This is a genomic window from Nocardia sp. CA-129566 (genome assembly GCF_050956075.1).
GTDB lineage: Bacteria > Actinomycetota > Actinomycetes > Mycobacteriales > Mycobacteriaceae > Nocardia.
In genome coordinates, this window is record NZ_CP192085.1 from 4,219,285 (window position 1) to 4,244,661 (window position 25,377).

Genomic DNA, 25,377 nt, shown 5'->3' on the forward strand with positions numbered 1-25,377 from the left:
GAACGTCGGCGAAGTGCATATGCAATTGCATCGGTAAGGAAGAAAACACCTACGGGAAGTTCCGGGCACGGACGGGTCTTTGTCGCGCGCTGCTCCTGTTTCTCGGAATTCGAGGAGGGGTTAAACGATGAGTCGGAATTCAGCCACGCCTGCCGACCGAGATCCGGATCTGATTCCGCTTTCGAGGGCGCAATACGGAATGTGGCTCGCGGACAACCTGCCCGGCGGCCCGAACGTCAATATCGCACACTACGTCGAGATCGAGGGGCCCATAGCCTACGACGTGTTCACCAAGGCGGTGAACGACGCCGGCCACGAGACCGAGTCTCTTGTCGTCCGGGTGGTCGAATCCGGGGGGCAGCCGTTTCAATTCGTCGACCGCAGCATCGTCTACGACGAGCCGTTACTGGATCTCAGCGCCGAAGACGATCCGTACGCAGCGGCGATGGAATGGATGCGCCGTGACTACAACACCAAGGCTATCGACCTGGCCCGGGACCGGCTCGCCGCGACGCGGCTCATCCGGGTCGGCCAAGACCGGTATCTGTGGTACGCGCGCGCCCATCATCTGGTGATCGATGGCTATGGTGCGCTCAACACCGTGAACCGAACGGCCGAGCACTACAACGCACTGCTCGAAGGCAGGCCGCCGGCCCGGCTGGCGGCGGCCCGGCTGACGGACATCGTCGCGGCGGAGCGCCAATATCGTATGAGCCGCCGGTTCGACACCGATAAGGCGTACTGGCTCGACAAGGTCGCCGATCTGCCGCCGACGACGAGTCTGTCCGGCCGCACCGCCAAGTGGAGCGAAAACGACCGCTTCGCCGGTCGGTCGCTGCCGTCGCGGTTGACCGCCATGCTCGGCCGTTTCGCCGTCGACCTGCACGCATCGCCTGCGCAAGTCGTGGTGGCCGCGTTCGCCGCGTTTCTCGCCCGCATGACAGACACCGACGACGTCGTCTTGTCGCTGCCGGTGACCGGACGTCTGACGATGCCCATGCGCAACGCCGCCGCGATGTTGGCGAACATGGTGCCGATCCGATTCGCCGTGGACCCGACGACCACCGTCGAAGGGCTGATCCGGGCGTCGGTGTCCGAGCTCGTCCTGGCGATGCGGCACCAGCTCTACCGTTTCGAGGATCTGCGCCGCGAGTCCAACGCGTTGGACGCGGCCGCGACCTCGTTCGGTCCGATCGTCAATATCTTGTTCTTCGATTCCGAGATTCGGCTCGGTTCGGCGATCGGCCGCTACCGCGCACTGACGTCCGGGGCCCTGGACGACCTGCAGCTCAATATGTACCGCTCCGGGGCCGACGCGCCGCTGCTCATCGAATTGCACGGCAACGCCAACCTGTACCGGCAGGACGAACTCGACCTGCACATCAGTCGATTCGTCGACTTCTTGTACCGCATGATGGATTCCCCTGCCGACACCCGCTTGGTCGACATACCGCTCGTCGATCCCGCCGAGGAGCGGCGCATGCTGGGCGAACTCGCCGGGCGCGACGGCGTAGCGAGTTCTGCGACGCTCGTTGATCTGCTGACGCGACAGGCCGCGGCCACTCCCTCCGCGGTGGCCGTCACATCGGGTACGACCGCTCTGACCTACCGTGAACTCGACGAGCGCTCGAACCGGTTCGCCCGCAAGCTCATTGCCCTCGGTGCTGGGCCGGAATCGCTGGTGGCCATCGCGATGCCACGCGATGCCGATCTGATCGTCGTCGCTCTAGCGGTGCTGAAGTCGGGCGCCGGGTATCTGCCGCTGGATCTCGCGCACCCGCTCGATCGACTCGACTATGTACTGAACGATGCCGATCCGATCGCTGTGGTGACCAACCGGAGCATGCGCGATCAGGTGCCCGGCAATGTCGGTTCCGTCGTGCTGTTCGATGACGACTCGGGTGTGCAGACCGCTCGTCCGATCACCGATGCGGACCGCACCCGCCCGCTGCGCCTCGACAACGTCGCCTACGTCATCTATACCTCAGGATCGACGGGACGGCCGAAAGGCGTGCCGATCACTCATCGCGCGGTCGCCGCCTACCTGACGAACGCGTGTGCCGAAATCGGAGTCCGCGCCGGCGACGTGTGGACGTTGTTCCATTCGTTCGCGTTCGACTATTCGGTGTGGGAGATCTTCGGTGCGCTGGTTACCGGCGGGCGGGTGGTCGTGGTGGACGGACCTGCCACGCGTTCGCCGGATGACGTCGTGCGCCTGGTGGCGCGCGAGAAGGTGAGCATCTTCAGCCAGACCCCCTCGGCATTCCAGCAATTCGCGACCGCGCGACAGCGATATGCGCAGGCCGGGGAGCCCGACGGTGAGGTTTGCCTGCGACTGGGCGTTCTCTCGGGCGAAGCTCTCGATCCGGCGGGTTTGTCGGACTGGTACGAACACAATCCGAACCCGCCCGTGCTGGCAAACAGCTACGGCATCACCGAAACCACCGTCTTCGTCACCTATCTCCGGTTGACACCCGATAACGCCGCGCCGGGCGCACCGAGCACGATCGGCCCACCGCTGCCGGGGTTGCGCGTGTATATCCTGGACGAACGATTGCGCCCGGCGCCGCTGGGAGCCTGGGGCCAGATCTATGTCGCGGGAACGCAACTCGCCCGCGGCTACCTCGGCCGCCCCGGGTTGACTGCGGGACGCTTCGTCGCCGACCCGTTCGGCGAGCCGGGCCGGCGTCTCTATCGCAGCGGCGACGTCGCTCGACGAAATGCCAAGGGCGAGTTGGAATATCGCGGACGCGCCGATCAGCAGGTGCAGCTGCGCGGGTTCCGGATCGAGCTGGACGAGATCCGCAGTGCGCTGCTGAGCCACAGTGCGGTCTCGACGGCGGTGGTCATCGTGCACCTGCCGGGCACGCAAGCGGCCCGGCTGGTCGCCTACGTCGTGCCCGCCGCCGATGCGGTCTGCGCGCCCGAGGTGCTGCGCGCGCACGTCGGGTCGATGCTGCCGGAATACATGGTCCCGGCCCACATTGTCGTTCTGCAGGCGTTGCCGCTGACCGTCAACGGCAAAATCGACCATCGGGCGCTGCCCGAGCCGGGCGTCGGTTCGGCCGCGCCGTACGTAGCGCCGAGCACTGTCGTCGAGGAGACCATCGTCGACGTCTTCGCTGAGGTCCTGGGCACTGCGAAGGTCGGCGTGCTGGACAACTTCTTCGAGCTGGGCGGTAATTCGCTCACCGCCACCAGCGCTGCCGTGCGGATCGCCGAGCTGACCCGGTGCGAGGTATCGGTGCGCGAGCTGTTCGGCAAGCCGACCGCTGCCCAACTCGCCACCCATATCGAAGCCGGTCGGCACTCCAGCCGCCCCGCCCTGCGGGCGCGGCCACGCGTCGAGCCCATTGCGCTGGCGCCCGCGCAGAACCGGATCTGGTTGATCAATCAGGTCGACCCGGAGTCGGCGGCGTACAGCATTCCGCTGGTGCTGCAGCTGACCGGACACCTCGACACCGCGGCACTGCGCTCGGCGCTGACCGATGTGATCGAACGGCACGAATCCCTGCGAACCATCTATCCCGCCGTGAACGGTCAAGGGACGCAGGTGATCCTGTCGGCCGAGCAAGTCGCCGCCGATCTGGATTCGACCCCGCAGCTCACCAGTCCCGACGATTTCGACAACCGGATCCGCGAGCTGGCCGCGACCGGGACCGACGTCCGCCGACGTCCGCCGATCCGGGTCGCACTGCTCGCATCCACCGACCAGCCCAGACACGTCTTGGTCGTCGTCCTGCACCACATCTGCTGCGACGGATCGTCGCTGGTACCGCTCGCGGCCGATTTCGCGGCGGCCTACCGAGCGAGGTCGCAGGGACACGCCCCGGATTGGCGACCGCTGACCGTGCAGTACGCCGACTACAGCGTCTGGCATCGCGATGTGCTCGGCGACGAAAGCGATCCGGACTCGCTCGCAGCACGCCAATTACGTTACTGGACAGAGCAATTGGCGGGTGTGACGCGACTGCTTGAACTTCCCGCCGGCCGCCGTCGGCCGGCTCGCCGGTCCATGCTCGCAGACGTCGTCGACGCCGTGCTTCCTGCCGAGACGTGCGCCGGGATCGAACGAGTGGCGCGCACGGCGAACGTCACGACCTTCATGGTCGTTCACGCCGCGTTGGCGGTTCTGCTCGCCCGGATGTCGAATTCGGCGGACATCACCATCGGGACGCCGGTCGCGGGCCGCGGCCAGCGGGCGCTGGGACCGCTCATCGGCATGTTCGTCAACACGGTGCCGCTGCGCACCCAGGTGCGCGGCGACGAATCGTTCACGGAGTTTCTGACGCGAGTCAAAGATATCGATATCGAGGCTTTCGCCCACGGCGACCTGCCGTATGAACGCGTCGTGGAAGCGGTCGATCCGATGCCGTCGGCAGCGCACGAACCGCTGTGTCAGGTGTATCTCGCCTTCGACAATATGGACCGCCCGAGCCTGGAGCTGGCCGAGCTCACTGCCGAGATCTTGGATCCGGGACCGCAACCGGCGAAGGTCGACATCATTGTCACCGTCGCCGAGAACGCCAGGGCGGCAGGCGATCTCGCGCTACGGGTCAACTACGCCACCGACCTTTTCGATCGGGGGACGATCGAGGAATTCGCCGCGCGACTGAATCGGATCCTCGAGTCGGTCGTGTCGAATCCGCAGCAGCGAGTGGGTGCTGTCGATGTGCTGTCGACGACCGAGCGAGCCGCGCTGGTGCCCGCGTCGGGCGGTAGTGCCGAGGCGCCACGGGTGCTGGCGGAGTTGCTGACGGTCCAGGAACCGGATGCCGTAGCGATCGTGTCGGGGGAACGCACGGTGTCGTACCGGGAGTTGGATGCCTGGTCGAATCAGCTGGCTCGGTTGCTGATCGAGTGGGAGATAGGCCCGGATGATCAGGTCGCGCTGGTGATGGCGCGGTCGGTGGAACTCGTGGTGGCGATGTGGGCGGTGGCGAAGGCGGGTGCGGCATTCGTCCCGGTGGATCCGCGGCATCCCGCCGAGCGAGTCGCGCTGATGGTCGCGAATGTTCGGGTGGCGTTGACGGTGGAAGCCACCCAGGGCCTGCTCCCGTCCGCGGTCGAGCGGTTGATTCTCGACGATCCGGGCACCGAGGTCTGCATCGCGGCGCGATCGGCTGCCGCCGTGACGGCCGCGGATCGGATCCGCGCGTGCCGTGCCTCGAACGCGGCATACGTGGTGTACACCTCGGGGTCGACGGGTGAGCCGAAGGGCGTCACTGTGACGCACGAGGGCTTGGCGAATTTCACCGCCGAACAACGTGAACGTTATCGGATCGACAGTTCCGCGCGGGTGTTGCAGGTGGCGGCTCCGGGTTTCGATGCGATGGTCCTGGAGTTGCTGATGGCGCACCCGAACGGTGCGGCCCTTGTGGTGTCGCCGCCGGATGTCTTCGCGGCGGAACGGTTGGCGGAATTGATTCGCACGCAACGGGTTTCGCATGCGTTCATCACACCGAGCGTGCTGGCGACGATGTCGCCGGCCGACGTGGATTCACTACAGGTTTTGGTCGCGGGCGGGGAAGCGGTGTCGGCGGAAACGGCCGCGGCGTGGAGTCCTGGTCGTCGGTTGTTCAACGGGTACGGGCCGACCGAGACCACGATCATGGTCGCGATCAGCGATCGGCTGTGCTCCGGTGCCCGCGTCACGATCGGTGGCCCGATCCGCGGTGTCGAGGCGCTGGTATTGGACGCGAATCTCCAGCCGGTACCGGTCGGGGTGACCGGACAGCTGTACATCTCCGGTATCCATCTCGCCCGCGGATACCTCGGCCGGCCCGCGGACACCGCGTCGGCATTCGTGGCCGATCCGTTCGGTGCGGTGGGGGCACGCATGTACCGCACCGGCGACCTGGTCCGCTGGACACCCGAGCGCACCCTCGAATACATCGGGCGCACCGACTTCCAGGTGAAGATCCGCGGCCAGCGCATCGAACTCGGCGAAATCGAGGCCGTCCTCGCCCGGCATCCAGCGGTGGCGGCCGTAGTGACGGTCAGCATTGCGACGCAGAGCGGACTGCGGCTTGCCGCCTACGTGACGCCGGCAATGGATGCCGTCGATGTCACGGAGTTGACGACCTATGCCACCCAACGCCTTCCGTTGCACATGGTTCCGGATGCGGTGACGGTGCTCGACGCGCTACCGCTGACATCGGTGGGCAAAATCGACCGTGCTGGGTTGCCGGCACCGGTGTTCGGCGGTGAGACCGCCGAGTTCGTCGCGCCACGTGACGCGGCCGAGCAGATCGTCGCCGAGGTGTGCGGCGCTGTTCTGGGCATTGATCGCGTCGGCGTCCTCGACAACTTCTTCGATCTCGGCGGCAACTCGCTGTCGGCGACGCGGGTAGCCGCGCGGCTGAGCGCTGTCTTCGGTGTCGAAATTCCGCTGCGCACCGTGTTCGACGCGCCGAGCATCGCGGCATTCGCGGCGGATCTGCGGGCCATCGACGCACCCGGGCGGGAACCGCTGATCCCGCAGGAACGCCCGGCACGGATCCCGCTGTCTCCTGCCCAGGCCCGCATGTGGTTTCTCAATCAGTTCGACACGGGCTCGGCGCTGTACAACATCGCCCTGGTCGTGGACATGTCGGGCCCCTTCGACGTGGCCGCCATGCATGCGACGATCGCCGATGTGCTCGACCGGCACGAAGCTCTCCGGACCGTTTACCCGGACAGCGACAGCGGACTGCACCAGCTGATCGTGCCGGTGCAGGCGGCACTACCCCCGCTGGAGCCGGTCGAGGTGGCGGCGGCAGACATCGAGGCGCGTATCGTCGCGGCGGCCGCGGCCGGATTCGACGTCACCCGCGCGGTTCCTTTCCGAATCACGTTGCTGCGCAGTGCATCCGATCACCACACCCTGGTCCTGATCGTCCATCACATCAGCTTCGACGGATCCTCGCTCGCACCGCTGGCCGCGGACCTGATGACCGCCTACAACGCCCGTACAAAGCACGCGGCGCCGCAGTGGTCGCCATTGCCCGTGCAGTACGCGGATTATGCTCTGTGGCAACGGAAATGGCTCGGCACCGAGGACGACCCGAACTGCCCGGCCGCCACCCAGATCGAGTATTGGCGGGCTGCTCTTGCCGATCTGCCCGAAGTACTCGACCTGCCCACCGACCGTCCGCGCCCGGCGCGGCAATCGTTCCGCGGTGCCACGGTGTCGACGACACTGCCCGCCGACCTCGGTCGTGCCCTGGTCGCCCTATCCCGGCGCCGCGACGTGACGGTCTTCATGGTGCTGCACGCGGCGTATGCCGCACTGCTGGCCAGGCTTTCGGGAACCGGTGACATCGCCGTCGGCACGCCCATCGCCGGTCGCGGCGAACCGGGACTCGAGCGCCTGGTCGGAATGTTCGTCAACACCCTGGTGCTGCGGACGCGCATCGAACCCGGCGCGTCCTTCGTTGACATCCTGGAACAGGTCCGGGCTACCGATCTGGCCGCCTTCGACCACGCCGACATCCCGTTCGAGCGCCTTGTCGAAGTGCTGAATCCGCCACGCACGGCGGCGCACGCGCCATTGACGCAGGTGGGTTTCTCGTTTCACAACATCGAGATTCCCACGGTGCGGTTCGAGGGACTGACGGTGTCGGCCCGGACGGTCGATCCGAGTGTGGCCAAATACGATCTGCATCTGAATCTCGTCGATACCGCGGAGCGCGACGGTGAACCCGGCGCGATGTCAGTCGAATTCAGTTACGCCACAGATCTTTTCGATGAGGCAACGATCATTTCGATGATCGACCGGTTCGTGCTGCTACTGCGCGCGATAGTCGCCGATCCCACCCGCGCGGTCGGCGACATCGAGCTGCTGACCGCGCACGAGGCGCGCGCGCTGGCCGTGCGCGAAACCGGGGGGACGATGCCGCCATCGTCTGCGACGATCGCGGACCTGTTCGCCGCGCAGGCCGCCGCGACGCCGGACAGCACGGCCGTGCTCGACTCCGAAGACGGCACGCGACTCAGCTACCGAGAGTTCGCGGCACGGGTGAATTCGCTGGCGCGTTCGTTGATCGGACGCGGAGTTGGCCCCGAAACCGTTGTGGCCGTGGCGATGCACCGCTCCATCGACCTGCTGGTCACACTGTATGCGATCCACGCGGCCGGCGGGGCCTACCTGCCCCTGGATCCGGATCACCCGCTCGACCGCGTGCGCGCCGTCCTCGCCGCCGCGCGGCCGCGGGCGGTGCTCACCCGCCGGTTCGACGACGCGAATCTGCCCGAGAACGTCCCGGTATGGGCGCTCGCGGAACTCGACGTCGAGTACCGGGATGCGTCGCCGGTGACGGACGCCGATCGGCTCGAGCCGCTGCGTCCCGCGAACCTGGCCTATGTCATCTATACCTCCGGCTCGACCGGGGTACCGAAGGGTGTGGCGATACCGCATGCAGCGGTGGTCAATCAACTCCGCTGGATGCACGAGCACTACCGACTCGGCGACGACGTCATGCTGTTGCGGACTCCGGTCACCTTCGACCTGTCGGTCTGGGAGTTGTTCTGCCCCTTGACATGTGGTGCGAAATTGGTTGTCGCGGGCCGCACCGCGAGCGGCGATCCGGATGCGATGGCCCGGTTGATAGCCGAACATCACATAACGACAGCGGATTTCGTGCCGTCGTTGCTCTCGGTGTTCTGTGAGACGGCCGCCGGCCGCCAGTTCCCGGACCTGCGGCGCGTGCTGTGCATCGGTGAGGCGCTGCCGGCCGAAATCGTGCGCCGCTTCCGGGATCTCAGCGACGCGCGCATCGACAACCTGTACGGGCCTACGGAGACCGCGGTGAGCGTCACCGCGCATCGCATCGACGAGATCGACGGCCCCGCGGTGCCGATCGGGGTTCCCGAGCCGAATGTCGTCGTGCACGTGCTGGATTCGCGACTGCACCCCGTTCCGGTGGGGGTGACCGGTGAGCTGTATCTGGGCGGCATCCAGCTGGCCCGCGGATACCATCAACGTCGCGATCTGACGGCGGCGGCGTTCGTCGCCGACCCGCTCGACGACGCGCACGGATCTCGCCTGTACCGCACCGGCGACCTTGTCCGCTGGGACAAGGACGGCACCCTGCACTATGTCGGCCGTGTTGACGATCAGGTGAAGATTCGCGGGTTGCGGATCGAATTGGGCGACATCGAGGCGGCCCTGCTCGCGCACGAGCAGGTGACCGCGGCCGTCGCGCGGGTGCATTCCGGCCGCGACGAGCAACGCTTGGTCGCCTACGTGGTCACTCCGGAGACATTGGACACCAAGCAGATTCGACGCCTCCTGCTGGAGCGGCTGCCCGCCTATATGGTGCCGTCCGCGATCGTTCGGATCGACGCGGTCCCGCTCACGGCGAACGGCAAGGTCGACTACCGGGCATTGCCTGTTCCGGATCTGAGCGACCACGCGGAATACCGGGCGCCGCGAGGGCTCGTGGAGCAGGTCGTCGCCGAGGTTTTCGCCGAGCTGCTCGGCGTGCCGACGGTCGGCGCGGACGACGACTTCTTCGACCTCGGCGGGAATTCGCTGGTCGCCACGCGCGCGCTGAGCCGGATCGGCGCCACGGTCGACGCGACCGTACCGGTGCGAATGATATTCGAGGCGCCCACTGTCGCCGAGCTGGCCGAGCGCATCGCGCACCTGCGGGGGGTGCCCGGCCTGCCCGCCCCGACGGCGCAGCCGAGACCGGATCGTCTGCCGCTGTCGACTGCGCAGGCCCGGATGTGGTTCCTCAATCAGTTCGATCCGGATTTGCCGGGATACATTGTGCCGCTCGCGATTCGCCTCGACGGAGTGCTCGATGTCGATGCGCTCGCGGCGGCCATCGGAGATATCGTCGAGCGGCACGAGAGCTTGCGCACCGTGTATCCAGCGGTCGACGGCATGCCCACACAGGTGGTGCTGGACGCGGCCGATATCGTCGCGGGCTGGGACCTCAGCCCGCAGCGGATCGATGAGCGCGAGCTGGCACATCGGCTGGCCGCGTTCTCGAACACCGGGTTCGACGTGTCGAAGGGCGTGCCGGTGCGGGTCGCGCTGTACCAACTGCTGGACACGGCCTGGGTGATCGCGGTGGCCGTGCACCACATCAGTTGCGACGGTTATTCGGTGGCGCCGCTGGCCGCCGATATCGTGACGGCCTATCGGGCGCGGACCGCCGGAAACCTGCCGGACTGGGCGCCGCTCACCGTCCAATTCGCCGATTACTCCCTGTGGCAGCGCGAGGTGCTGGGCTCGCCGGACGACCCGGATTCGCCCGTGTCCCGCGATATCGCTTACTGGCGAACCCGACTCGCGGGCATACCCGAACGGCTCGAGCTGCCCACCGATCGACCGCGCCCGGTGCAGCAGAGTCACCGCGGCGCGCTGATCCGCATCGAGATTCCCGCGCATGTGCAGAGCCGAGTGGAGTCCCTGGCCCAGCGAGCCCGGGCGACGACGTTCATGGTGGTACACGCGGCGCTCGCGGTGCTGCTGTCACGGCTGTCGGGCAGCGACGACATCACCATCGGCGTGCCACATGCGGGTCGTGGCCACCGGGCGCTCGATCATCTGGTCGGGATGTTCGTCAACACCTTGGTCCTGCGCACCCGCGTCACCCTCGATCAGACGTTCACCAGCCTGCTGGATGCGGTGCGGCACAGCGACATCGAGGCCTTCGACCATGCCATCGTGCCATTCGAGCAGCTGGTGGAAACGCTGAATCCGGCACGGTCGACAGCGCACACGCCGCTGTTCCAAGTCATGCTCGCCTACCAGAACATGGTGCGGGCGCGCGCGGAACTTCCGGGTCTCACCGTCGAGAACATCGATCCCGGCGACAGTGCCGCGATCTACGACCTGCTGCTCATGATGACCGAGGAGCACGGGCCGGACAACGAGCCGACCGGCATGACGCTGCGCCTGACCTATGCCACCGACCTGTTCGACGCGGACTCTGGACAGCGTTTCGCCGACCGGTTCGTTCGCCTGCTCAACGGCGTCGCGACCGACGCCGATGCTCCGATCGGTGAACTCGATCTGCTCGATGCCACCGAGCGGCAGTTGGTGCTCAAGCGTTGGAACGACACCGGCGACCCGGTATCAGTGGGCCGAACCCTGGTGGACGCCTTCCATGAACAGGTGGAACGCACCCCGGATGCTCCGGCGATTCGGCCTCCGGACGGCGACGCGCTGACCTACCGGGATTTCGCCGCCCGCGTCAATCGGCTGGCCAGGTGGCTCATATTGCGTGATGTGAGGTCGGAAACCGTTGTGGCCATAGCCATTCGGCGCTCGATCGACCTCGTGACCGCCCTGTATGCGGTGCTCGAGGCGGGTGCCGCGTTCCTGCCGATCGACCCGAATCAACCCAGCGAGCGGATCGCCGGCGTGCTGGGTGCGGCGCGACCACTGATGGTGCTCACGACATCAGCGGACGGCGACGCACTGCCCGAGGGATTCCCCTCCGCTCGCCTCGATCGGCTGGATCTCGCCGAGCTGTCCGGCGCCCCGATCACGGACATGGATCGGTGTGTACCGCTGCGGCCGGACAATGTGGCCTACATCCTGTTCACCTCCGGCTCGACCGGAGTTCCCAAGGGGGTGGCTCTGACCCATGCCGCGACCATGAGTCAGCTGGCATGGGCACAGCAGCAGTGGCCGCACACCGCGGCCGACACGGTGCTGTACAAGACTCCGATCACTTTCGACATCGCCGTGTGGGAGTTGTTCTGGCCGTTGCAAATCGGTGCGCACATCGTGGTTGCCGAGCCCGACGGGCACCGCGACCCCGCCTACCTCGCGCAGGTCATCGCGAGCCGAAACATCAGCACCGTGCACTTCGTCCCGTCGATGCTCGATGTTCTCCTCGAAGCGGTCGGTGATACCGAATTGCCCTCGATCCGACGGATATTCGTCGCTGGTGAGGCGCTGGCGCAGCACACCGTCGACGCCGTGGTGCGCGTGTTCACCGAGGCAGAGGTGGTGAACTGGTACGGCCCGGCCGAGGCGGAGGTGGTCACCGCCCGGCGCTGCCTGCCCGGTGCGACGCCCCCCACGGTCCCGATCGGCGCGCCCGTGTCCGGCATGCGGGTCTATGTGCTCGACAAGCGACTGCAAGTGGTGCCGGTCAGTGTGGTCGGCGAGCTGTATGTCTCGGGTGTGCAGTTGGCGCGCGGTTATCACGGCCGCGCCGACCTGACGTGCACAGCCTTCGTCGCGGATCCGTTCGGCGCGCCGGGGGAGCGGCTGTACCGCACCGGTGACCTGGTGCGGTGGACGGGAACTGGCGCGCTGGATTTTCTGGGCCGCAGCGATTTCCAGGTGAAGGTCCGCGGTCAGCGAGTGGAGCCGGGGGACATCGAAGCGGCGGCCTGCGCGATACCGGAGGTTGCTCGTGCCGTTGCTGTCGTGACCTCGCAGCGAATCGTCGCCTACGTGACGCTCGCGCCAGGAGCGGTGACCGATGGTCGCGCGATTCGCGACCAGTTGACTCGCACGCTGCCGTCGTATCTGGTTCCGGTCCGCGTCGAGGTGCTCGCGCAGCTGCCGCTCACTCCGAACGGCAAGCTCGACCGAGCCGCGCTGCCGCAGCCGACGTTCGACGACGGCGAGGAGTTCGTGGCGGCGCGCACCGAACGCGAAGCGGCACTGGCCGATATCGTCGCCACCATCACCGGCGGCGACCGGGTGAGCGTGCGGGCGAACCTGTTCGAGATCGGTGTCGACTCGCTCTCGGCCGCGCGCCTCGCCGCGCGCGCCGAGGCGGCGCTCGGCGTCCAGGTCGGTATCCGCGATATCTTCGAGGAGCCGACGATCGCGGGATTGGCGGCACGCCTGGCGCAGCGCATGCGGTCGTCACTGATACCGCTCGTGCCGCGGCCGCGCCCGGCGACGATCCCGCTGGCGGCCGCGCAGCGACGGTTGTGGTTCATCAACCAGTTCGATACCGCCTCGGCGGCCTACAATATCGGTCTCGCGGCCCGGTTGAGCGGCGCGCTGGACGTCGACGCGTTACGTGCGGCGTTCGAGGACCTGGTGGCCCGGCACGAGCCACTGCGGACGGTATATCCCACGGTCGGCGGTGAACCGTGTCAGGTCGTGCGGGATGCGGCGACAGTAGTCGATGGCCTGGCACTGAATGCGGAGCCGGTCGCCGACGAAATCGTGCTAGGCGAGCGGATCCGGCAGAGCGTCGAGACGGGCTTCGATGTCTCGGCAGCGGTGCCCGTGCGGGCGCGGCTGTATCGCACCGGCCCTGACGAGCACATTCTGGTGCTGGCCGTCCATCACATCGCCGCCGACGGCTCGTCGATGGCGCCGCTGGCTCGCGACATGTTCGCGGCCTACCGCGCGCGGGTGAAAGACCTGGCGCCGCAATGGAAACCGCTGCACGTCCAGTACGGCGACTATGCGTTGTGGCAGCGGGAGATACTCGGCGCCGAGGACGATCCGTCGTCGGTGATCGCGCGGCAGATCGCCTACTGGACCGAGGTTCTCGCTGACGCCCCGGAGCTGCTCGACCTGCCGACCGATCGACCTCGGCCTGCGACCATGTCGATGGTCGGCGGCAGTGTTCGCTTCGGCATACCGCAACGGCTCCACGACGAGGTCGTGCAGCTGGCCCGTCGAGAGGGCGTGACCGTATTCGTCGTGCTGCATTCCGCACTGGCAATCGTCTTGGCGCGCACCGCGCATACCGACGACGTGTCGGTCGCCACGCCCGTAGCGGGTCGCGGCATCGCGGCGCTGGACGATCTCGTCGGCATGTTCGTCAACACCGTGGTGCTGCGCACGTCGGTCCGCGACGACATGTCGTTCCGGCACCTCCTCGCGGAGGTGCGCGGTGTCGACCTCGAGGCGCTCGCGCACGCGGATCTGCCCCATGAGCGACTGGTCGATCTACTCGACCGCCCCCGGTCGACGGCGTATACGCCGCTGTATCAGGTGCTGTTCGGGTTGCAGAACACCTCGGCGGCCCGCTTCCAGCTGCCGGACGTCGATGTCGAACTGCTCGATCCCGGAATCGCCCAGGCCAAGACCGACCTCACCGTGTTGCTGACCGAACGCCTCGACGGGGACCGACCTGCCGGTATCGAGGGCGAAATCATCTATGCCACAGATATTTTCGTCGAATCGACCGCGGCATCGCTGGCCGAGCGGTTCATCCGCGTCCTCGATGCAGTGGTCTGCGATCCGGCGCGCCCGGTGGGCGATATCCCACTGATCGGCACCGAGGCCGAACGGCTGGTCCCGGCGCGCGGCAGCGACGCTCCTGCGCCGCGTCTGCTTCCCGACCTGCTGGCCTCGGCCGTGGCAACCACCCCCTTGGCGATCGCCCTGATCGACGGCACCCGGACCCTCACCTACATCGAACTCGACCACCGTGCGAATCAGCTTGCGGCGCAGTTGCTTTCCTGCGGCGCAGGGCCGGGAATGTGCGCTGCGCTCGCCGTGCCACGATCGGCCGACTATCACGTCGCCATGTGGGCGATCACGAAGACCGGCGCCACCTTCGTACCGGTGGACCTGCGCTATCCGCCGGAGCGGATCGCCTACCTGCTGCACGACTCCGGTGCCGAAGTCGGCATCACGGTCGCGGCCGCGCGCACATCCGTGCCGGACGACGTCCGCTGGCTGGTGCTCGACGAGCCGGGCACGGCCGCCGATATCGCCGCACGTCCCGGCCACGCCGTCGCGGACGCGAACCGCCCACGCGCACTGCGGATTCGGGACGCGGCATACCTGATCTACACGTCGGGTTCGACCGGGACGCCCAAGGGTGTGGTGGTTACCCACGAGGGGTTGGCGGCCTTCGCGGCCGAGCAGCGCGAGCGCTACCGGGTGGACGGCACGTCGCGCGTGCTGCAAGCTGCGGCACCCGCCTTCGACGCGGTCCTGCTCGAAGCGTTGATGGCGTACGCTGCCGGCGCGGCGCTGGTGGTGTCGCCGCCGGAAGTGCTCGGCGGCGCGGACCTGGCCGCGCTGATCCGAGCGCATCAGGTGACGCATGCGTTTCTGACACCGAGTGTGTTGGCGACGATGTCGCCTGCCGAGGTGGATTCGGTGCGGATGCTGGCGGTCGGCGGCGAAAAGGTGGCGGAGGATCTGATCGCCGCCTGGGCGGCCGGGCGGCGATTACACCACATCTACGGTCCGACCGAGACGACGATCGTGATCACGATCAGCGACCCTGTGCACCCGGGCGAGGTGCTCACCATCGGCGGACCGATCCGCGGTGCGGAGGCGGTGGTGCTGGACGCGCGGCTGCGGCCGGTGCCGATCGGAGTAGCGGGGGAGCTGTACTTCTCGGGGACCGCGCTGGCGCGCGGTTACCTGAATCGCCCTGCGACAACGGCCAGTTCGTTCGTTGCGAACCCCTATGGTGCACAGGGTTCGCGGATGTATCGCACCGGCGACATCGTCCGCTGGACCACGCAGGGCGCGCTGCAATACATCGGCCGCCTCGATTTCCAGATCAAGATTCGGGGCCAGCGTGTCGAGCTGGGCGAGATCGACGGCGCGCTGCTCACGCATCCGGCGGTCGCCACCGCGGTCACCGTGAGTCGTCGAGGGCCCGGCGGGCAATCGGTGCTCGCCGCCTACATCACGGCCGAAGCCGGAGCGGTCGCCGATCCGAGCGCGGTACTCGATCACACGGCGGCAGCCCTGCCCGCCCACATGGTGCCGGCCACGATCACCGTACTCGACCGCCTGCCGCTCACCTCGACGGGCAAGGTGGATCGAGAAGCGTTGCCGGAGCCCGTCTTCGAGACCACCCAGGACGGCGCCGCCGCGACATCGACCGAACTGGAACACGCCATCGCCGCCGCCTTCGCGGACGTCCTCGGCGTCCCGACGGTGGGCGCGACGACCTCCTTCTTCGCGCTCGGCGGCGATTCCATCATGTCGATCCAGTTGGCGTCGCGGCTGAAGTCCGCGGGCATCGGCGTGACGGCTCGAGACATCTTCGAGCGCAAGACAGTTCGCGGCCTGGCGCAGGTCGCGCAGGCCGCCGAGCGGGCGTCGCTCGCCGAACTGCCCGGCGGTGGTGTTGGCGAGATTGCGTTCACGCCGATCGTGTCCTGGTTCGTCGAGCAACTCGGGGCACCGGCCCGGTTCGCACAGTCGATGCTGGTGCGCTTGCCGCGCGACGTGCGCATCGATGACATGTGCTCGGCCGTGCGGGCAATCGTCGAACACCACGATGTGCTGCGCTCGCGGCTCGACGCCGGTCGCTGGGAGGTGCTGCCACCGAGCGCTGCCGATACTGCCGGCTCGGTGTCCGTCCGGACCTTCGGTGCCGGCGAGGCACCGGGTAGCGCCGGTTTCACCGCCGCGGTGGAGGCGGCGTCCACCACGGCGTTCGACCGGCTCGACCCGGCGGCGGGCGCGATGGTGCACGTCGTGTGTCTGCTGCCCGAAACGGGCGTCGACGCGCAGGCTCGTGCCCTCATCGTGATCCATCACCTGGCAGTCGATGCGGTGTCGTGGCGGATTCTGCTGCCCGACTTCGCGACTGCGTGGCAACAGATCACCGAGGGGCGGCCGGTCGAGTTGGCCGCGCCGGGCACCTCTATGCGTCGCTGGTCGGCCGCGTCGATCGCCGCCGCGGCAGCGCGCGCCGGCGAATTCGAGCTGTGGCATCGGATCTGTTCGGCACCCGATCCGTTGCTCGGACGTGCGGATCTGGATCCTGCGCTGGACACCCAGTCGACCGTGCGTCACCTCACCGTGTCGCTCCCGGCCGAAGTTACCTCGGCGTTGGTCGACGGGATGCCCGAAGCCGTGCGCGGCAGCGTCGACGATGCGCTGCTGGCCGCTCTCACCGTGGCCCTGACCCGCTGGCGGCGGCGTCGTGGCATTGCGCATACGGGCATGAAGGTCCTGCTGGAGGGGCACGGCCGCGAGGAGCAGATCGCCGAGGGCGCAGACCTTTCCCGGACCGTCGGCTGGTTCACCACTCGATATCCGGTGGCGCTCGACCTGAGTGGTGTCGATCCCACTGATGTGCGCGCGGCGGTGAAATCCGTGAAAGACCAGCTGCGCGACGTCCCGGACAAGGGGATCGGTTACGGCCTGCTGCGCCATCTGAATACCGAGACGGCCGAGCGGCTCGCGACACTGCCGCAGCCGCAGATCAGTGTCAACAATCTCGGGCGAACCGGCGTCGATCTCACGGCACTGTCGGACCTGGCATGGGTTCCGACCGACGAATCTTTCGACGGACGGGCCGCATTCGATCCGGATATGCCAGCGGCGGCGGTCCTCACGATCGACGTCAACATCGTCGACGCGGCGGCCGGACCCGAGCTGTCGGCGTACGTCGGCTACGCCTCGCGGTTACTCGACCACGACGACGTGGCCGAACTCGTCGAAGAATGGGTCGATGTCCTGACCGCCATCGCGGCCGTCGCGAACCAGGACTGGGGACTGACTCGGGCAGACGTTCCGCTCGTCGAGGTCACCCAGCGCGAGCTGGGGGACTTCGCCGACCGGTACGGACGATTGAGCGAGGTGTGGCCGTTGGCGCCGCTGCAGGCGGGGCTGCTGTTCCACGCCGAGGTCGCCGCGGGCCAGGTCGACGTCTATATCGCGCAATCGGTGCTCACGCTGTCGGGCGCGGTCGACGAGCACCGGCTCGAGCGCGCCGCGCAGGCCCTGCTCGCACGCCATGGCAACCTGCGGGCCGCCTTCACCCGAACCGCCGAAGGCGTTCCGGTACAAGTGATTCCGGCCGATACCGCCATTCCCTGGCGCAGCATTACGCTGTCCGACAGCACACCGGGCCTGGACGAGGTGACCGATGCCGAGCGGATGGCCGGGTTCGATCCAGCCGATCCGCCGCTGCTGCGGTTCGTGTTCGTTACGGTGGCGCCGCAAGACTTCCGGCTGATATTGACCGCCCATCACCTTTTACTCGACGGCTGGTCGCTGCCGCTGCTGTGGCGTGAACTGATCGGCCTGTACGCGGTGGACGCACAGTCGCAGCTGTTGCCCGATGCGGTGCCCTACCGTGATTACCTGGACTGGCTGAACCGGCGCGACCACAGCAGAAGCGTCGAGGTGTGGCGGGATGCGCTGCGCGGTGTCGCCGAGCCGACGCTGGTCGCCGATCCGCACGCCGATTCGACCGCGACGATTCCGATCGATTTGCCGGTCGTGCTGGATCGCGACGCGACGGCCGAGCTGGTGGAATTCGGCCGGACACACGCGGTGACGATGGCGACGATCGTCCAGTTCGCTTGGGCTGTGGTGTTGAGCAACCTGCTCGGCGCCGAACGTGTGGTGTTCGGCAGCACGGTGTCCGGCCGTCCGGCCGACGTGTCCGGGGTCGAGTCGATGATCGGTCTGTTCATCAATACGATTCCGGTCGTCGTCGAGGTGCGCCGGGACCGGACCATCGAGGACGCGCTGACTCGATTGCAGGCCGACAACACCCGGTTGCTCGACCACCACTACCTCGAACTACCGCAGATCTTGGCGGCCGTGGACGCCGTGCCTGTGTTCGACACGCTGGTCGTGTTCGAGTCCTACCCGGTCGACAGCAGCGGATTGGGCGACGCCGACATCGATGGCATGCGGGTGGTCGCAGCGGAAGGTCGCGACGCCGCGCATTACCCGATCACCGTGCAGGCGCACCACACCGACCAACTGCACGTCCGCCTGCGCTACCAGCGGGATCACATCGACGACGAGACGGCGTCCGGTCTCGCCGCCCGGTTCGACATCGTGCTGCGCGCGATCACGACGGATCCGCACGCTCGGCTGGATTCGGTCGATCTGCTGGCCACGGCCGATCGGCGTGAATTGGTGCCCGCCACAGGTGGCAGTGCCGCGTCGCCGCAGCTGCTTGCGGAGTTGCTGGCGGCGGGCGTGGACGTGAATCCCAGTGCGACAGCGCTGCTTTCGGGTTGGCGCACGATGTCCTACGCCGAGTTGGATGCGCGGTCGAACCAGCTGGCGCGGCAGTTGATCGAGTGCGGTGTCGGCCCCGGCGACCACGTCGCGCTGGCGCTGGGCCGGTCGACGGAGTTCGTGCTCGGCGTGTGGGCGACGACCAAGACGGGTGCGGCGTTCCTGCCGATCGATCCGCGCAATCCGGCCGAGCGCGTGGCACACATGATCACGGACTCCGGTGTGCGGGTCGCGCTCACCGTCGAGGCATCACGGGATCTGCTTCCCGACGCGGTACGCCCGCTGGTCCTCGACGATCCGGACACCGAGACCGCTCTCGTGGCGCAGTCCGCGGCCGCGGTCACCGCCGCCGATCGCCTGCGTACGCCACAGGTCCGGGATGCGGCGTACGTGACCTATACCTCGGGGTCGACCGGAATCCCGAAGGGCGTCGCGGTCACCCACGAGGGGCTGGCGAATTTCTCCGCGGTCGTGCGTGACCGCTTCGGCGTGGACACCGATGCGCGCGTGCTGCAGGCGGCCGGTCCCGGTTTCGATGTGATGGTCCTCGAAGTATTGCTGGCCCATACGAACGGGGCAGTGCTCGTGGTGGCGGCACCGGACGCATTCGCCGGCGATGAGCTGGCGGAATTGATTCGGGCGCAACGGGTATCGCATGCGTTCCTCACCCCGAGCGTGCTGGCCACCATGTCACCGGACGGTATGGATTCGTTGCGAGTACTGATGGCCGGCGGCGAGGCGGTGACACCGGAACTGGTCTCGGTGTGGGAACCGGGCAGACGGCTGCTGAACGGGTACGGACCGACCGAGGCGACGATTCTGGCCGGGATCAGCGGTTCGCTGTACCCGGGCGATGTGGTGACGATCGGCGGACCGATCCGCGGCGTCGAGGCTGTCGTGCTCGATCCGTGGTTGCGGCCGGTGCCGGTCGGGGTGGTGGGGGAGTTGTACCTCGCGGGCATCCAGCTTGCGCGCGGATATGTGAACCAGCCTGCGGTCACCGCGGGTTCCTTCGTGGCGAATCCCTTCGGCGGGGCAGGGTCGCGCATGTATCGCACCGGCGATCTTGCCCGCTGGACCTCGGACCACGCCGTGGAGTACCTCGGCCGCCGTGATTTCCAGGTCAAGATCCGCGGTCAACGCATCGAACTCGGCGAGATCGAAGCCGTGCTCGCCGAGCATCCAGGGGTCGATCACGCGGTGGTCGTGTTGCGCACCGACGAGCGCGGCACCAACCAGCTCGTCGGCTATCTGCTCGGCGACGGACGCATCGATGCACGCGAGGTCAAGGCTGCTGCCCGACGTCATCTGCCCACGCACATGGTGCCCGACGTACTGATGCCGCTCGCCGAGCTCCCGCTGACCGCGACCGGCAAGCTGGATCGGGCGGCATTGCCCACACCGGAATTCCCGGATGAGCGGGAATGGGTCGCCCCGAGTACCGACACCGAACAGCGCGTCGCGGACGTTTTCGGCGACGTGTTGGGCGTCGGCGGAGTGGGCGCAGCGGACAGCTTCTTCGAGCTCGGTGGAAATTCGCTGTCGGCGACGCGTGCGGCCGCGCGATTGCGCACGGCACTCGGCGTGCGCGTCGGTATTCGGGACCTGTTCGACGCACCGACAGTCGCCGAACTGGCCGCGCATCTCACGACCGCCGACCGGAATGTCGCCGTATCCCCGGCACCGCGTACCCGCCCAGCTCTGGTACCGCTGTCCCCAGCGCAGCAGCGGATGTGGTTTCTCAATCAATTCGACACCTCGGTCGGCGCGTACAACATTCCGCTGGTGATCCGGCTGCGGGGTGCGCTCGATATCGATGCGCTGCGGCACGCGTGCGGGCTGGTCATCGACCGGCACGAGTCGCTGCGAACCACATTCCCGATGATCAACGGGACACCCTGTCAGGTCATGGTCGGCGTCGACGAGGTCGCACCGGCTCTGACTCCGATCCGGGTCGACGAAGAACATCTGCTGGAGCGGGCGGCGGCGGTGGTCTCCGCGGGCTTCGATGTGACCCGAGTACCTCCGGTGCGAGCCGAGTTGTTCGCCCTCGGCGACCGTGATCACGTGCTGGTGCTCTGCGTGCATCACATCTGCGCCGACGGACAGTCGATGATGCCGCTCGCGCGGGACGTGGCGGTGGCCTATGAGGCGAGTAGGCAAGGGACACAACCGAACTGGTCGCCCCTTCCGATCCAGTACGCCGACTACGCGCTGTGGCAGCGTGAGATGCTCGGCGACGAAAACGATCCGGACTCGCTCGTCTCCCGGCAGCTGCGATTCTGGACCGACCACCTCACCGGACTGGCCGAACTGCTCGAGCTACCGACCGACCTGCCCCGGCCGCCGGTGCCGTCCATGCACGGCCGCGTGGTCGATTTCGAGCTGCCCGCCGAGTTGCACGCCCGCATCGATGCACTCGCCCGCAAGGCCAACGCGACGGTGTTCATGGTCCTACACGCCGCCTTGACCGTGCTGCTGTCCAGGCTGGCCGGCGTCGACGATGTGGCTATCGGCACTCCGGTGGCCGGCCGCGGCGACCGCGAACTCGACGATCTGATCGGCATGTTCGTCAACACGCTGGTGTTGCGGTCACGGGTGTCGTCGCGGCAGTCGTTCGCCGACCTGCTCGCTGCCACCCGCGAGACGGATCTCGCCGCGCTCGCCCATTCCGATGTGCCCTTCGAAGAGGTCGTGGAGGCGCTCAATCCGCGGCGGTCGACCGCGCACATGCCGCTCTATCAGGTGACGCTCGACGTCCAGGATCTCGGCGCGGCCGCGTTGGAGCTGGCGGGGCTCACCGTCGAACCGATCGAGAACGGCTTCGACCAGGCCCGCGCGGATCTGAACGTCAAGCTCGTCGAACGGTTCGGCGCAGGGGGCCGACCGGCCGGCATGGTCGGACGACTGACGTTCGCCACCGACCTGTACATCGAGCAGACGATGACCCGGTTCGCGCACGCGTATACCCGGATCCTGGAGCAGGCGACCGCGAATCCGGCTGTCGCCATGGGCGATATCGACATCGTGGATCCCGACCAGCGACGCGAGATGCTTACCGCTGCCGGAGTCGACGGCGTCGCGGTCGCGGATGTGACCCTGGCCGAGCTGTTCACCTCCCACGTCGCGGCGCAGCCGAATGCGGTCGCGGTGACCGATGGTGTGTCGCAGCTGACGTATGCGGAGCTGGATCGGCGTGCCACCCAACTCGCTGTTCGGCTCACCGAGCACGGTGTGGGGCCGGAAACCCTGGTGGCAGTGGCATTGCCGCGTTCGGTCGACTTGGTCGTGGGCCTGCTCGCCGTCGTGCGCGCAGGCGCCGGATATCTGCCGCTGGATATGGCGAACCCGCCGCAGCGATTGCGCTTCATCCTCGACGACGCGCGTCCGGCCGCGGTGTTGACCTCTGTCGAAATGGCAACGGACGTACCGGGATACGCGGCACCGACGGTTCTGGTCGAAGAATCCCGGGCCGCGGTCCCGGACTGTCCGGTGCCTTCGGCCGCGCGAGCGGACAACCTCGCCTACGTGATCTACACCTCGGGGTCGACCGGCACCCCGAAGGGAGTGGCCGTCAGCCATCGCGAAGCCGTCACATTGTTGACCCACGCCGCCGAACGATTCGACTTCCACCCCGACGACGTGTGGACGATGTTCCATTCGTACGCTTTCGATTTCGCGGTGTGGGAAATGTGGGGCGCCCTGCTGACCGGAGGCCGGCTGGTCGTTGTCGACCACAACACCTCCCGGTCGCCGGAGGCGTTGGTGGAACTGGTGGCGCGCGAGCGCGTCACGGTGTTGAGCCAAACTCCTTCAGCCTTCTACGGATTCATCGATGCGGAGCGCCGATACCGCGAATCCGGTTGCGGCTGTGGCGATCTCGTGCTCCGGTATGTCGTCTTCGGTGGCGAGGCACTGGATGCGGCGCGGTTGACCGGCTGGTTCGCCGCGCATGAACCCGGATCGCCGCAATTGGTCAACATGTACGGGATCACCGAGACGACCGTGCACGTGACATTCGCCGAGGTCGATGACCCGAGCGCAGCCAGGATCGGCGCACCCCTGCCGGGGCTGCGGGTGTATGTGCTCGACGACCGGCTGCGGCCGGTACCGATCGGGGTCCGTGGCGAGATCCATATCGCCGGAGGGCAACTCGCGCGCGGTTACCTGCGGGCTCCGGCGTTGACGGCGGGCCGATTCGTGGCGAACCCGTTCGATCCGAACGGCGGCCGGTTGTATCGGACGGGCGATGTCGGCCGCTGGCGCAAGACCAGCAGCGGGCTGGAGTTGACCTACGCTGGCCGGAGCGACGCACAAGTTCAGTTGCGCGGGTACCGGATCGAGCTGGGCGAGGTGGAGTCGGCGCTGCTACGGCATCCGTTGGTGTCGCGGGCTGCTGCCGCGGTGCACCGCCACGAGCGCGACATCGATCAGCTGATCGGTTACGTCGTCGGCACCGACGGGCAGCGGATCGATCCAGGCCAGGTCCGGGCGGCCGCCGCTGAGGTGCTGACGAGCTACATGGTGCCGTCGGTGGTCATGGTCCTGCCCGATCTGCCGCTGACCATCAACGGCAAGCTGGATCGAAAAGCCTTGCCCGCTCCCGATTTCGACGCAGCGGTATATCGGTTCGTCGCACCGCGCACGCATACCGAGAAAGTGATCAGCGATGTGTTCGCGCAGGTCTTGGGAACATCGCGAGTCGGGGTGATCGACGGATTCTTCGATCTGGGTGGCAACTCACTGCTGGCCACCATGGCGGTAACACAGTTGCGGACTCGTGGTGTGACGATCGAACTGCCCTGGATGTTCGAGGATGCCACTCCAGAGGCGTTGGCGCGCAGGGCCGACGAGTCGGAAGGCGACTCCGGCCTGAAGGTGCTGCTGGCGCTGCGCGCGAGCGGATCCGAGCCAGCGGTCTTCGCCGTGCACCCGGCCGGCGGACTGGCGTGGTTCTACGGCGGCATCATCGAACATCTGCATCCGGATCGGCCGGTGTACGGGTTGCAGGATCCGCACGTCGTGTCCAGCGAACCAGGTGCGGAGTCCGTCGACGAACTGGCCGCACGCTACGTGGCCGAGATTCGCCGAGTGCAGCCTGCGGGTCCGTATCACCTGCTCGGCTGGTCGTTGGGCGGACAGATCGCGCACGCCATGGCGGTCCAGCTGCAGCGCGACGGTGATCAGGTCGGCGTCGTGGCCCTGCTGGACAGCGCGGCAGGTGCACCATCGCAACCGGCCGCATCCCACGCAGGCCAGCCCGCACCGGGACAGCTGATGGCCGATCTGCTCGGCGGCTGGCGGGAGCTGTTCGACCTCGGCGACGAGCTGCAGGCGACCACCCATGAGCAAGCGTGGCACGTCATCCGGGACCAGGTGATCGCCACCGGACTGTTCACCGCCGAACAGACCGATCGGGTGATGGAAAGCTTCCGAACCGCGAGCGATATCTCCGCCGGTTATCGGCCGCATGTCTTCGACGGCGACCTGGTCTTCTTCACCGCCGGAAAAGACGCCGCGGACCATGACGCTCTCGCGCACACGTGGCGGCCCTATGTCAGCGGCGACATTCACAACGTCGTCGTCGACGCCCGCCATCTCGAGTTGAGCCATCCACATGCGCTGGCCATCGTCGGCCCTGTCCTGGAAAGGTTCATGGAACAATGCTGACCACTTTGCAGCAACTGCGTCTCGACGACGGCAGAACGGTGACCTGCACAAGCCCGGCCGAGGCCCGGATGCTGTGGGGCGAGACGACCACGACGCAGGGGTTCTACCGCCGTGCCGCCGCGCGCCTTCGCCCTGGAGATGTGGCCCTCGACATCGGCGCCAACATCGGACTCAGTGCGATGATGTTCGCCGACACCTGCCCCGGAATTCAGGTCATCGCGGTCGAGCCCGTTCCGCTGACCTTTCGTTGCCTGGACCGCAATATTGCAGCGCATGTACCGGGCGGGATATCCCTCGAGATCGCGGTCGCCGCCACGCCGGGCACGCGCCCGTTCACCTGGTATCCGCGGGCATCGGCGAACTCCGGTTTCTTCGCCGATCGCGAGGCAGATGACGAAGCCACCAAGATCTACCTGCACAACTGCGGCTTGGACGACAAGGCCATCGCGCTCATCACCACCGGCCTGCACGACGGTGTACCACTGGAGGTCGGGGTCACCACGGTTTCGGCGATATTGGACGAATACTGCCGCGACAGCGAGATCGGGTTGCTCAAAGTCGATGTCGAGCGCGCCGAATTGGATGTCCTGCACGGCATCACCGAAGCGGACTGGCGTCGTATCCACGCCGTCGTCGCCGAAGTCCATGATCGCGACGGCCGCCTGCGAGAAGTCTGCGAGCTGCTCGATCAGCAGGGCATGTCCGCGCAGACTCACCAGGACCCGCATTTGATCGGAACCGAAATGCACGAGGTACTTGCCACCAGGCCCCGCGCCGACTGACCAGCGGTAGCCGCCCTGGTGCGATCGCTAGTCGCAGAG

The 25,377-nt window shown here is 67.3% G+C and carries 2 protein-coding genes; both read left to right on the top strand.

What is annotated here, in order from left to right:
• Window positions 1-127: 127 nt before the first annotated feature.
• Entirely contained in the window at window positions 128-24,556 is a 24,429-nt protein-coding gene (locus tag ACQP0C_RS18175; protein WP_433734064.1) for a non-ribosomal peptide synthase/polyketide synthase, read from the top strand.
• The gene (locus tag ACQP0C_RS18180) at window positions 24,550-25,338 is read left to right on the top strand and encodes an FkbM family methyltransferase (protein ID WP_433734065.1); all 789 of its coding nucleotides are present in this window, start codon (window positions 24,550-24,552) and stop codon (window positions 25,336-25,338) included. Before ACQP0C_RS18175 ends, ACQP0C_RS18180 begins: the two co-directional genes overlap by 7 nt.
• The last annotated feature ends 39 nt before the right edge of the window (window positions 25,339-25,377 follow it).

What these genes read in the sequence shown, in the direction of transcription:
- ACQP0C_RS18180 (WP_433734065.1), top strand. Translation starts at nt 24,550, where the DNA reads ATGCTGACCACTTTGCAGCAACTGCGTCTCGACGACGGCAGAACGGTG.
- ACQP0C_RS18175 (WP_433734064.1), top strand. Translation starts at nt 128, where the DNA reads ATGAGTCGGAATTCAGCCACGCCTGCCGACCGAGATCCGGATCTGATT.